Source organism: Sphaerospermopsis aphanizomenoides BCCUSP55 (assembly GCF_001586785.1).
In the GTDB taxonomy this organism is placed as follows: Bacteria; Cyanobacteriota; Cyanobacteriia; order Cyanobacteriales; family Nostocaceae; genus Sphaerospermopsis_A; species Sphaerospermopsis_A aphanizomenoides_A.
Window position 1 is genome coordinate 20422 of the sequence record NZ_LUFH02000070.1, and the last position, 12741, is coordinate 33162.

The window sequence follows — 12741 nt, forward strand, 5'->3', positions numbered from 1 at the left end:
ATGAAAGAGTTATAGCTGAAGGCAAGAGGCAAGCGGCAAAAGACAAGAGTGAAATCCTTATTATTACTCAGTTTCGGAGATTCATCATGTCCTAACCACATTGGCTACTGCTATATTACTCAGTTTGACTCAGGTTCATCACGATAGGGATACCTGAATTAAACTGAATTTTACTGAGTTGAACTGAATTTTACTGAATTTAACTAAAGTTGAAAATTCCTGATTTTAACTCAACTCTTCATTTCTCAGAAAAAGCATACTTGAAGAATATCGTCAGCGTTTCGGTTTGAGGATTTATTTCCATCCAAAGTTTGAGTTTACCTACATAAAATGGAGATTACTAAATAATGTCTACTTTCACTCAGTCAAAATACAATTTTTTTGCAAATCCCAAACAATATAATACACAAAAATATACATCAGTTTTAGACGCAGCACAGGGTATTGCTCAACCTTTTCTGGCTGTGCAACAACAAAACACAGGAAATGTAATCAACGTAGATTCAGAAACTAATTATATTGTTATCAACAATCAAAAGTATCAAGTTATTAACAAGTATGAGAATCCAGAAGGGCTACCAAAAAGAAATGATCGCAATTATTATATAGGTCAGGACTATTATTTTGAATACGGCTTACTCCATGAGTCTGCATGGCCTATAGCATTTCCTAATATCACTTACTCTCGATCTCAATTCACCTTTACTTGTGAAGTAGATTGCGTAGGTTATGGTTGTCGAGTATTGTCAGCAGTTGGTTTAAATGGACAAGATGCCTACTCTGAACTCATTGACAACATACACCGAATGCATGAAATCCACTTTGCTGAACGTGGTGTTGTTGCCTCGGCTTTTGAATTTGCGATAGCCTTTCCTTTATTCCCAACCATTAATGAAGATGAGGAAGATTCAGGTTGGTATTATGTATCGGGCAATGTCGATAGCACATATTTTGAAGAGAAAGGGCTAAATTATTATGGTGTGCCTAACGGTGATTTTCGGCAGGCAAAAGCAGGAGATATATTATCTTTTGGATATATTGGTTATGGCGCAAATGGGCATTTTATGGTGCTTCTTGATAGTCCATTACAGTTGTCCCCAAACAATGTACCAGATTACTTAAGGAAAAACAGTCAAGAAATAAATTGGAATCAATATAATGTTTATGCTGTAGATGTATTAGATTGTTCAGGCATGAATGCCCACTTTAATGATTCTCGCCGCACAACCAGTGGAATTGGTACAGGTACGCTGATTATTTTAACAGATAAGAATGAAGATATACCTATTGGCTTTATTTTTGGGCCTAGTCCCAGCCGAAACGATGTGTATGGGAAATCAGGTGCATATATAGAAATGATATCATCCCTTGATGAATCAAGCCATGTAGTTGCGATTACAGTGGGCAGATATAGGGCAAGATAGACTTACACAACTGCTCAGACTTAATGAACCAAGACATACAGCACTTCCCGGTATAATGAGGTAGATTTTATTTCAAGACAGAAGGCAGAAGTCGAAAACCAAGAAGATTAGACTGTACCTCATCACAAAGGAATCTGCTGTATATCGCAAGTGATTATGCGGACATGATATGACTCCTAAATTAATAACCAGCAGCATCTCCAGCAATGGGAAAAGCATAATCTGCAAATAGGTCATAATTATTCTGTTCACCACTTGTTTCTTGATCAAGAACTTTGATGACTTTGTTATAAATATCTTCTGCTTGTTGGGGAGAATTGCCAATACTTGTTAGTCCCAATTTACCAAACTGAGACAGACAACCCATGAGATGAAATACTGTCCCTGTTTCAGTTCCAGTATCAAAATGTAATCGGTGATGGGCAATAATATCCATTAAATCATTGGGTAATAATCCCCGATAGCGGTCTTTTTGTAAATTATCTGTGGCGACGTAATATTTGGGTTTTCCTTGCTGACTGTAAAATAAACCTGTGGACAAATCATAGCGTCCATTGGTTAATAATTTCAAGGTCATGAATGGGTGAGTTGTACCACCTTTGCGGAGGTTAATTTCAATGGCTTGAATATCCCATTGACCATTACTTTGCTCAACAACGACAAAATCAACACCAAATCTTTCTATTGCACCTTTTTCTGCTAGTTTTCTACCTACTTGTAAACCTAATTGTTGTAATTGTATTCGATAACTTTCATCAGCAGGAAAGCGACAGCCAAGATAAATTTGTCCGTCTGGTCCTCCGAGAATTTGGTCATGGGTAGAAAGAATTTCTACTTCTCCATTTGGTGTGATGCGTCCTTGCACACTGGGAGAAAATTTGATTTCACCTTCTACATAAGCTTCTACTATTGCACCTAATTCTGGGATACGTTGGGAGAAATTAGCCCAGGTTTCTTGTGTAGCTTGAAAGCGCATATTTGAGAAGCGATCGCTAATGGCTGCTACTCTTTGAGCATGAGAATTTTGACCTGGTGCAACATTCATCAACGGACGCAGATCCAAAATTGCATTTCCTTCTCCAGAAATTCCCTCATTCAGTTTAACAACCATCCTTTGTAATGTTGGTTGACGTTCCCATAAATCAGCCGCTACTGTGGCTAAATCTGTGGAATTCCAAACTAATTCGCTACCATCTGGATGAGGTACACCGCTTTGAGCAAAAATTTGCCGACTACCACTTTTTGTCCCCCAAATTTGTAAATCTGGTGCAGCAGCATATAAGGGTACACCCAATTTTAGTGATAATTCTGCTTCCCAAAATGTGGAATTGTAACAAGCCATAAAAGCTTTATCTAGTCGCAAAGCTTGACGAATTCTTTCTATTAACCGAGGACGTTCTAAAATTTTTTGGCTGAGGGGTTTTAGGGAAGAATCATAGGTAGAAAGTAATAATAAGCGATGACGAGCATGAGAAAATGGGATTCCGGGTAGAAGTTGTAGGTAATAATCAATGATACTAGGATGTAGTGGCATTGAGGTTACATAAATTAACCTGGTGCGGGGATTTCTTAATCGAATTAACGAAAAAAGTAATCTTTCTTCATAATGTTCACACCCTTCTACTTTTTGCAGTTCTCGTTGATCGATGCTCAAAGAAGGAATAATTAAAATATCGGCTTCGCTGTTGTCAAATAACTCACTAGTTTTCCAGCGATCGCGCAAAGTTAATTGTAAATTGCGAAACTTCTCAATCTGCTCTAACTCGGAAATATTCATTGTCACCATAACCCATACTCCGAATAGATCCCAATTCTGTGCTATTTCAGGTATATCCTACGCAAGACTGGAGATGGTGAGTTTTGATGTATCTTTTTGTAAATTTATCTACTTTTCTCTGTTCCGTTTCCTCAGCTATAAGTTCTTAACTACAATAGAATTGGTGAGATTATTCATCACAGGGCTTACGCAACACAGAATAAAAGTAGCGGTAATTCATGAATTACTGCTATGTAATAATAAGGTTTTTAGCCACATCTTGCGTAAGTCCTACATCATTCAAAATCTATATGTGGAAATTAATAATTAATATCCCTTAAGAGTGACCACAAACATTGTTTCTTTATTTCCAGAGAACGATAAATACCAAATAAATAATAGTTAAATTGAGAGCAGATGATAAGAATAAATCTTTCATCAATAGAGAGTTGTGTACTTGTTTTCAGTGGTTGGATTAAGAGCTTGTGTAGATGTGAGGAGTAAGCCGCGCACATTTGCCAGAGATTGGTGCGGTTGGCAAATATCCAGAAACAAAAGTATGAAATTGAAAAGGACTGATGGAAGGTAAAACCAAAAATAAACCTTGGATTGAAATTTCGATCCAAGGTTTATTTTTAGTAATTTTAATAATCAACTTTGAGGTGAATTATTATGCCAGCGAAAAAAACATTACAACCACCCCAGACACAGGAATCTCCTGGTTTAGAATCGGAAATGAAACCAAAACCCAAAGCAGAAGATGAACAACATCGGGGGAGTGGTAAATTAAAAGATAAAATCGCCTTAATTACTGGCGGAGATAGTGGTATTGGCCGTGCTGTAGCTATTGCATTTGCTAAAGAAGGAGCAGACGTTGCCATAGTTTACTTACAAGAACATCAAGATGCCAACGAAACCAAAAATTTAGTTGAACAACAAGGACGCAAAGCTGTATCTATTGTTGGCGATATTACTGATGAAAAGTTTTGTCAACGAGCGGTAGAACAAACAGTAGATGAGTTTGGTAAGCTCGATATTCTTGTTAATAATGCTGCTGAACAACACCCTAAAAGTAGCATTGAAGAGATTACCCAAGAGCAGTTAGAGCGCACTTTTAAAACTAATATTTTCTCAATGTTTTTCCTCACAAAAGCAGCGATGAAGTATTTGCATGAAGGAAGTGCAATTATCAATACAACTTCGGTGACGGCTTATAAAGGCAGTTCCCAACTATTAGATTATTCCTCTACAAAAGGTGCAATTGTTGCCTTTACTCGTTCCCTATCACAAAATTTAGTCTCCAAGGGAATTCGCGTTAATGCTGTAGCACCTGGACCAATTTGGACACCTTTAATTCCCTCCACTTTCCCAGAAGAAAAAGTAGAAAGTTTTGGCGCACAAGTACCAATGGGTAGAGCCGGACAACCAGAAGAAGTAGCACCAAGTTTTGTATTTTTAGCCTCTGATGACTCTGCTTATATGTCTGGTCAAGTTTTACATCCTAATGGTGGGGAAATAGTCAACGGCTGATTTTTATCAATTGATAATTGACAATTGATAATTGATAATTGACAATTTTTTGATTCCAGGTTTAAAACTTCTCTTTTTTTTCACGTCCAGGGAAGGAAGGAGAGGTAATTGTCAATTTTCCATTGTTAATTGTCCATTGTTGAATCACTCATCCCTAGCTACCTGACTTCTGGGAAAAGTTAGGGAGCTATATTCTGTCATTAGAGGGATGATTTAAGCTGCAATGATTGATAATGTATTTAGGGAATATAGTAAAATCAATAATAACTATATCTATGGTGTCACCAACAAAATTACATGGGACAGAATTAGTAGATTGTGCTAGAGCAAATGCCAAACAGGGAATTCAAATTGCTGCTTATCAATGTGGCTATGGAGACGATATTACAACATTTGCTCAAGAATTACGCCAAGCTTGTGAAACGATGAATTTAAAAGTGAAAGAACTGAATGAATTGATTACCGACCAGGATATGATATTGACAATGGGTACTGGAGAAATTATTGCTCCTGATACGGCATCGGAACTTTGAATTGACAATTGACAATTGACAATTTAATAACTTATGCCTGATGAAATTCTCAATTAATTATTTATGAGAATCTTATCAAAGGTCAACCTATCAAGAAAACTTAGTTAAAAATCCCAATATTTTTTTAGTTCTTGGTGTTAGCAGTGTGCGTCGATAAGCATCCGCCGCTTTTTTAATTGCTTCGGCTTGAGTTGGGTAAGGATGAATCACACTACTAAGTTTACTCAAACCAATTTTATTGACAATGGCTGTAGTAATTTCGGAAATCATTTCTCCTGCATGACTAGCAACAATGGTTGCACCGAGAATTTCATCAGTTCCTTTTTTGTGGTGAATCTTTAAAAATCCTGCTTCTTCACTATCTGCGATCGCACGGTCTACATTATTAAAAGCTATCTTAATTGTCGTGATTTCAATACTTAATTTTTCCGCTTCTTCTGGATACATCCCCACATGGGCAATTTCTGGGTCAGTATATGTCACCCACGGCATAACTAAACTACTTAGCTGAGAACGTCCCAAACCAAAGGGAGAAAACAGTGTATTTTTAATTACTATTCGTGCGGCTGCATCCGCTGCATGGGTAAACTTCCAATTCATGCAGATATCACCAGCAGCATAAATATTCGGGTTAGTGGTTTGCAGATAATCATTCACCTTCACACCATGCTTTTGATCATACTCTACACCCACCGCTTCTAAATTCAAACCTTCCACATTTGGCGCACGTCCCGCACCGACTAAAATTTCATTCACAGTCACTGAATCTCGATGTCCATTCACAGAAAAATACAGTCTTTTTCCTTCCGTCACTGTCACCACTTCTTCTAACTGAGAATTCAGCACTAAACGGATACCTTCATTAGTTAAAACCCGTTGCAAAATTTCCCCCGCTTCTCTATCTTCCTTGGGGAGAATGTGAGAACTGTTATGAAATAGTGTCACTTCACAACCCAAACGACGGAAAGCTTGAGCTAATTCACAACCAATGGGACCACCACCAATTACCGCTAATTTTTCTGGTTTTTGAATCAAAGAAAATACACTTTCATTTGTTAAAAAACCTGCTGCTTCAATACCACGAATTTCCGGTTTTACCGCTCTTGCACCAGTAGCAATTACCGCTTTTTTAAACTTGAGAATTTGACCATCCACATCTATAGTATTATTACTGGCAAATTTTCCCGCACCTAAAAATACATCAACACCTAAATTTTTAAATCTGGCGGCGGAATCATGATGACTAATACCTGCTCTAATTCGCCTTAACCTAGCCATAACTGTGGCAAAATCAACATTAATATTTTGGGAAATATTCACACCTAAATCTTTGGCTTTCCAAATTTCACCAACTACACGGGAAGAACGAATTAAAGATTTAGATGGAACACAACCCACATTTAAGCAATCTCCTCCCATGAGATGTTTTTCAATTAATGCTACCTTCAAACCCAAACCTAAACCCGCAGCACCCGCAGCTACAACTAGTCCTGCTGTACCCGCACCAATGACTACCAAATCATAACAATCAGCAGGTTTGGGATTAACCCAAATTCCAGGATGAACATGAGCTACCAACCTTTGATTATACTCATCCATTGGTAGAACTGTAATTCTTTCAAATTCTAAATTAGACATTAATAGTACCTCTAAAGGTGTAGTATAAATTATCTTGTAATCATAGCATTTCCTAGTCTGGTGAAGCACAAAATCATCTGCGTTTATCTGCGTCCATCTGCGTTTAATTATTAAAGCTTGTACCTCATGTGAATGGTAATTGCTATCTAGTTTTAACTTAATCCGGTGTTGTATTTACAATACATATACCCAGAAGCAGATTGTGTAAGTTGTGTATTTAACATTTTAAAAAAAATTATCAATTATCAATTATCAATTATCAATTATTTCATGATACTTCTTCCTCTAAAGCTTGCTTGGCAATGCGAGTTACATAAATGGTCACAACGACTGTCAACAAAAAACCAACAATTCTCATCATCCATGTTAGAGTCGGATCTGTAGGTTGAGATTCAGTACCAATTAGGGCTAAATTTCCTGCTAAAGAACCTATGTAAACATACATAATTGTACCGGGAATCATGCCCACTGAACCAATAAAATAATCTTGTAGAGAAACACCTGTAATTCCCAAAGCATAGTTTAATAAATTGAAAGGAAATATAGGAGACAGTCGCGTTAATAAGACAATTTTTAATCCTGCTTTTCCTACAGCTTTATCAATAGCCGCAAATTTTTTGTTACCTGCAATTTTCTCAGCAACCCAGCTTCTTGCTAAATAACGTCCCACTAAAAATGCTGCTGTAGCACCGAGAGTTGCACCTATGAATACATACAGAGAACCCCAACCTACACCAAATATAACACCAGAACCTAAAGTTAAAATCGATCCTGGTAAAAATACCACAGTAGCGATTATATAAATAGCAATAAAGGCTATTGCTCCTATAGAACCTAAACTATCAATCCACTGTAAAGCATTTCTGAAAATACTTTGAAAATTGAAAGAGGATGTATTGAAAGACGGCTGTGCTAAAGCCAAGTCTGTGTGTAATAAACAAACCATGAGTAATGCAGAAGTAATTAAAGCTGTTAATTTCATAAATTTATAGAAGCTGTTATTTAGATGAATTCTAGGTTTAATATTCATGACTGGTGAAAATGAAAAAAATCAGATTGACTTGTACAAAAAAGAATAACTATATACTTTTATTCAGAACTTGGCGAGCAATTTTAGTAATATAAAAAGTCACAGCAATTGTAGATATTAGACCAACTCCTTGCATCACCCATTGCCAAATTTGCGTTTCTGGACTAGTTAGTTGATGAGATGTGTTAATCATAGCTACATTACTAACTAAAGAACCCATATATACGTACATGACAGTACCAGGAATAATGCCAATAGAACCTAATATATAGTCTTTGAGGCTAACTTGTGTGACTCCAAAAGCATAATTTAATAAATTGAAGGGAAATATGGGAGAAAGACGAGTCAATAAAACAATTTTCCATCCTTCTTTAGCAACGGCCTGATTAATAGCCTGAAATTTAGGATGTTTCTCAAGCTGTTGACAAACCCAATCACGAGAAAAGTAACGTCCAACAATAAAAGCTAAAATTGCTCCCGTAGTGGCAGCAATTAATACATATACAGAACCCCAAAATAAACCAAATAAGCAACCACCTTTTAAGGTTAATACAGAACCAGGAATAAATAGTAAAGTTGCCAAATTGTAAATCAGAATAAATGCAATTGGTCCCCAAATACCTAGGCTTTGCACCCAAATAACTGAGATTTGCAGCAGTTCTTGTAGGTTAATGATTTTGCTGACAATTATCAAAGTTGCAACTAAACAGCCAATCATTAATAGTTTAAATTTGCTATTAAATCGGTATTTGTGCTTCGGCATTATGGGAATAACCTGATTTTCACCAATTACCACACTCCACGATACGCTAATTAAATGAGAACTGGCTTAAATCCTCCTAAATTTTTCTCGACGATACCAACTGCGAATTCGTTCTGGTGACACACCGAGTAAGTAGGCAAGAATTATGATTTGGTTAAGCAAGGTAGTGATGAAAATTCCTTTTTTTAACCATCTGCGTGGTGAAGTGATCACAGGTACTTTAAGCAGTGTAATTTTTCCCAGAAGTTTTAACCGTTGGATGAGTTCAAAGTCTTCCATAATGGGTAGTTCTGGAAAATTACCGATGTCATTAAATGTTTGTTTAGTTAAAAAAATAGCTTGGTCGCCGTAGGGTAATTGATAAAAGTGCGATCGCCATTTTACTCCCCACTCTACCAATCGCAAACCCCATGACGGTGAATCTATCTGCAATGCAAAAGCACCAGCTACAGTTCCTGGTTTTTGTAATGCTGTGCGAATCATAGTATCAAAATTAGTGGGTAAGCGGGTATCAGCATGGAGAAACAACAAAATTTCCCCACTTGCCACTGATGCACCTATATTCATTTGTACAGCGCGACCAGGAGGAGAAGAAAGAACTTTGACATCTAATGCTTGGGCGATCGCTGGTGTATCATCTGTTGAACCACCATCAACAACTATGATTTCAACATTTGTACTGGGTTGAGTGCTGGTAATTGCTGCTTCAATGTTATTTGCTTCATTGAGAGTAGGAATAATAATGGAAATTTTGGCATGATCCCAAGATGAAAGCATAATTAGGAAAAAAGAACCAGTGATTACAGGTAATGAGCGACATCATATATAGCAGACTTTACAAGTCAAGAGTGAAAGCTGCTTGATGCTTCAAGTATTTCTCCATTCCCTGTTTGTTTGCCAAATTGCTCAGTATTTTTGCTTATATACTGACTGAAGTAGACCTCCGGAAGTGCTGCAAAAGGTAGAAGCTATAATTAGACTCTACAGTTCCAAATCTTACAAAGCTTTGTCAGTCAAACTTTCAGAAGCATTGTCACCAGATCAGACCTTACTTCCCAACAGCCTTTACATAAAATTTATATTTGTCATATTTTTATCAAGACCAAGTAAAAATACTATTGGTACTCTTGCACTTCCTCAATATACGTAGAATAGTTAATTCAGAGAAAAATATAAACAATCAAATATTAACTCCCTTAACCATCCAGGGTAATCACACAAAATGAAAAACAAATTCTCAGCTTTAATAGCTTCTGCGGCGATCGCACTTGGCGGCTTTGGATTAGCCATGACTCCAACCTCAGCCCAAGCAGCATCTTTAACAACTTACTCCTTAAATACCAATAATGATTATGATGCTAATGCTGATTGGTATGATGTTGGTTTTACAGTTAATGGTAATGGTACAGTAACTTTTAGGATTGATAACAATACTTCCACTAATCCTACTAACAGCACTTTCATATCCAAGGTTTATTTTGGAACTGACACTGGATTCTCTGACTATTTTCTCGAAGGAAATACAACTTCCTCTATAGTTGGTTCTCCTAACACTAATTATAAGTTTGAGTGGGATCCAGCAGGACAAAACAATATAAATAACTCTGCTGGATGGGGGGTTGAAGTTCTTGCTGACAATAAAAATGGAAGTGCAAATAGTGTAATTAACCCGGGAGAATTCTTAGAAGTAACCTTTACTTTGAAAGATGCAAGCACTACAGAACAACAGTTGATAGACGCTTTCTTAGCTGACCCTCAAGAATTGGGTGTTGCTTTCCACGTCCAAAGCATTGATAATCCTGCGACTACAGCTACTGAAGGTTATAGTGAATGGTATCAAGCATTGCCTGGACAAACTCCACCCCCACCACAAGCAAGAGTACCCGAACCCGCTTCCTTGTTTGGTCTAGGTTTAGTAGCTACTGGTATGGTAATGGCTCGTCGTCGTCGCAATTTTGCTAACAACTAATAGTTAATAAAGCTTTGCAGCTTGCACACAAAATTGTTAAACATTGTAGTCGAATAATAATGATCAGGCCGCCGTGGGATAATACCTGTAGCGGCTTATTTTTTTACCCCTCTTCAAACCCACCCGGAAATCAATTTCTGGGCTAATAGTTCAAGTGCGTTTTAACGCACTCTGATTATGATCAGCTCACAATTTATTTTGAAAATAGAATAAATACAGGTTAAATAGTCGGTTTGAACCGACTTTAGCTTTTAGACAGGGAATTGATTCCCTGGCTTCTGGGATATCAATTGTTTTAACAACATCATTTATTTAGCAGTAAGCTATTTTAGTGCGTTTCTTCAAAATCTACAATGGCTACTGTTAACGACAACTACCTAAAACTAAAAGCTGGTTATTTATTTCCCGAAATTGCGAGACGGGTAAATGCTTTCGCGCAAGCTAACCCCGATGCAAAAATCATCCGTTTGGGTATTGGTGATGTTACCGAACCCTTGCCAGAAGCTTGCCGCAGTGCGATGATTAAAGCAGTGGAAGATATGGGCGATCGCTCATCCTTCAAAGGTTACGGTCCAGAACAAGGTTATGCTTGGTTACGGGAAAAAATCGCTGCACAAGATTTCCAAGCACGAGGCGCAGCTATAGAAGCCGATGAAATCTTCATTTCCGACGGTTCTAAGTGCGATACAGGCAACATTTTAGAGATTTTTGGCAAAAATAACAAAATCGCCGTTACTGACCCCGTATATCCCGTTTACGTCGATACTAACGTCATGGCGGGTAACACTGGAGATGCTAACGAAAAAGGCGAATATGCAGGTTTAGTTTATCTCCCTGTCACCGCAGAGAACAACTTCACCGCAGAAATACCCAAGGAAAAAGTAGACTTAATTTATCTCTGCTTTCCCAACAACCCCACCGGTGCGACTGCAACCAAGGAACATTTACAAGAGTGGGTAAACTACGCAAAAGCTAACGGTTCAATTATTTTCTTTGACGCTGCTTACGAAGCATTCATTACCGATCCCAGCCTTCCCCATTCTATCTATGAAATCGAAGGTGCGAGAGATTGTGCGATCGAATTTCGTTCTTTCTCCAAAAACGCAGGTTTCACTGGAACTCGTTGCGCGTTAACCGTCGTTCCCAAAAACCTCACCGCCAAAGCCGCAGATGGTTCTGATGTAGAACTGTGGAAATTATGGAATCGTCGTCAGTCTACCAAATTTAACGGTGTTTCTTACATTGTCCAAAAAGGTGCGGAAGCGGTTTATTCTGAGGAAGGACAAGCGCAAATTAAAGCTTTGGTAAGTTTTTATTTAGAAAACGCCAAAATTATCCGTCAACAACTCACCAATGCAGGTTTACAGGTTTACGGTGGGGTGAATGCGCCTTACGTATGGGTGAAAACTCCTAATAATTTAACCAGTTGGGAATTTTTTGATAAGTTGCTGCAAACCGTGAATGTTGTGGGAACTCCTGGTTCTGGTTTTGGTGCTGCGGGTGAAGGTTATTTCCGTATTTCTGCGTTTAACAGTCGGGAAAATGTGGAAGAAGCAATGAAGCGGATCACTGAGAAGTTTAAGGTTTAGTCTGTTGTGGTGGGCGATGCCCACCTGACTTTTTGTTAGACTTGAGCTATGAGTATGTTAGTTGAGAGGTGAATTTATATGAAATTGATCATCAAAAATTTAGGACCTATTAAAAATAATACTCAAGCCATTGATTTAAATAAAGATTTTTTTGTATTTGTTGGCAGAAATAATAGTGGTAAAAGTTATGTTGCTCAATTATTATGGGCGATTTGTAATCAAGATTTAATTAATAAATTTGCGATGGAATATTTAGATATAATTGATGAGCAAATAGCAGGAGGTATAAATATTAAAATTACGGCTGAAATATTGGATAATGTTTTAAATAAATACATTGATTTTTTACAGCGAGAAGTCCAAAAAGAAATATTCAATGTTAGTAATCAGTCAGAAATACTAAATAATATTGCTATCGCGTTTGATTATCAAATATCTGAATTCCAAGCGCAAGAAGTCAAAATAATTATCACTTATAAGGAAGAACAAGAAAACACATTAGAATATAT

At 37.4% G+C, this 12741-nt stretch carries 11 protein-coding genes; 6 read left to right on the top strand and 5 right to left on the bottom strand.

The window, feature by feature from the left end; all coding sequences use genetic code 11:
• The first annotated feature begins 347 nt into the window (after positions 1-347).
• Positions 348-1424: a hypothetical protein gene (locus tag A0J48_RS17595; protein ID WP_200325285.1), complete on the top strand. Its 1077-nt coding sequence runs from the start codon at positions 348-350 to the stop codon at positions 1422-1424.
• Between the two features lie 181 nt (positions 1425-1605).
• On the opposite strand, the gene A0J48_RS17600 is transcribed toward A0J48_RS17595, so the two are convergent.
• On the bottom strand, positions 1606-3210 hold the full coding sequence (locus A0J48_RS17600; RefSeq protein ID WP_200325287.1) for a peptide ligase PGM1-related protein: 1605 nt from the start codon (positions 3208-3210) through the stop codon (positions 1606-1608).
• A 642-nt stretch (positions 3211-3852) separates the two neighbouring features.
• Here A0J48_RS17600 and A0J48_RS17605 point away from each other — a divergent pair.
• On the top strand, positions 3853-4710 hold the full coding sequence (locus tag A0J48_RS17605; RefSeq protein ID WP_200325289.1) for an SDR family oxidoreductase: 858 nt from the start codon (positions 3853-3855) through the stop codon (positions 4708-4710).
• 275 nt (positions 4711-4985) lie between these two features.
• Positions 4986-5243, top strand: a complete 258-nt coding sequence (locus A0J48_RS17610; protein ID WP_200325291.1) for a hypothetical protein — start codon at positions 4986-4988, stop codon at positions 5241-5243.
• 90 nt (positions 5244-5333) lie between these two features.
• On the opposite strand, the gene A0J48_RS17615 is transcribed toward A0J48_RS17610, so the two are convergent.
• The 4 genes from A0J48_RS17615 to A0J48_RS17630 all read right to left on the bottom strand — a co-directional run bounded on the left by A0J48_RS17615 (position 5334) and on the right by A0J48_RS17630 (position 9451).
• Entirely contained in the window at positions 5334-6881 is a 1548-nt protein-coding gene (locus A0J48_RS17615; protein ID WP_200325293.1) for a mercuric reductase, read from the bottom strand.
• A gap of 268 nt (positions 6882-7149) precedes the next feature.
• Positions 7150-7863: a TVP38/TMEM64 family protein gene (locus A0J48_RS17620; protein ID WP_234300991.1), complete on the bottom strand. Its 714-nt coding sequence runs from the start codon at positions 7861-7863 to the stop codon at positions 7150-7152.
• A 97-nt stretch (positions 7864-7960) separates the two neighbouring features.
• A complete protein-coding gene (locus A0J48_RS17625; RefSeq protein ID WP_200325297.1) occupies positions 7961-8674 on the bottom strand; it encodes a TVP38/TMEM64 family protein in 714 nt (237 codons plus the stop codon).
• A 66-nt stretch (positions 8675-8740) separates the two neighbouring features.
• Positions 8741-9451, bottom strand: coding sequence for a TIGR04283 family arsenosugar biosynthesis glycosyltransferase (locus A0J48_RS17630; RefSeq protein WP_200325298.1), 711 nt, complete (start codon positions 9449-9451; stop codon positions 8741-8743).
• A gap of 445 nt (positions 9452-9896) precedes the next feature.
• Between A0J48_RS17630 and A0J48_RS17635 the strand changes: the two genes are divergently transcribed.
• From A0J48_RS17635 to A0J48_RS17645, 3 genes are all read left to right on the top strand, one after another.
• Positions 9897-10643: a PEP-CTERM sorting domain-containing protein gene (locus tag A0J48_RS17635; protein WP_234300992.1), complete on the top strand. Its 747-nt coding sequence runs from the start codon at positions 9897-9899 to the stop codon at positions 10641-10643.
• 353 nt (positions 10644-10996) lie between these two features.
• Positions 10997-12232 carry an LL-diaminopimelate aminotransferase gene (locus A0J48_RS17640; protein ID WP_200325300.1) on the top strand — a complete coding sequence of 412 codons (1236 nt, stop codon included), beginning with the start codon at positions 10997-10999 and terminating at the stop codon, positions 12230-12232.
• 78 nt (positions 12233-12310) lie between these two features.
• Positions 12311-12741: AAA family ATPase (locus tag A0J48_RS17645; RefSeq protein WP_200325302.1), on the top strand; the 431-nt coding region annotated here is incomplete at its 3' end.

Coding starts and splice junctions, on each gene's coding strand:
- A0J48_RS17640 (WP_200325300.1), top strand. CDS start 10,997: ATGGCTACTGTTAACGACAACTACCTAAAACTAAAAGCTGGTTATTTA.
- A0J48_RS17605 (WP_200325289.1), top strand. CDS start 3,853: ATGCCAGCGAAAAAAACATTACAACCACCCCAGACACAGGAATCTCCT.
- A0J48_RS17610 (WP_200325291.1), top strand. CDS start 4,986: ATGGTGTCACCAACAAAATTACATGGGACAGAATTAGTAGATTGTGCT.
- A0J48_RS17635 (WP_234300992.1), top strand. CDS start 9,897: ATGAAAAACAAATTCTCAGCTTTAATAGCTTCTGCGGCGATCGCACTT.
- A0J48_RS17625 (WP_200325297.1), bottom strand. CDS start 8,674: ATGCCGAAGCACAAATACCGATTTAATAGCAAATTTAAACTATTAATG.
- A0J48_RS17620 (WP_234300991.1), bottom strand. CDS start 7,863: ATGAAATTAACAGCTTTAATTACTTCTGCATTACTCATGGTTTGTTTA.
- A0J48_RS17630 (WP_200325298.1), bottom strand. CDS start 9,451: ATGCTTTCATCTTGGGATCATGCCAAAATTTCCATTATTATTCCTACT.
- A0J48_RS17600 (WP_200325287.1), bottom strand. CDS start 3,210: ATGGTGACAATGAATATTTCCGAGTTAGAGCAGATTGAGAAGTTTCGC.
- A0J48_RS17595 (WP_200325285.1), top strand. CDS start 348: ATGTCTACTTTCACTCAGTCAAAATACAATTTTTTTGCAAATCCCAAA.
- A0J48_RS17615 (WP_200325293.1), bottom strand. CDS start 6,881: ATGTCTAATTTAGAATTTGAAAGAATTACAGTTCTACCAATGGATGAG.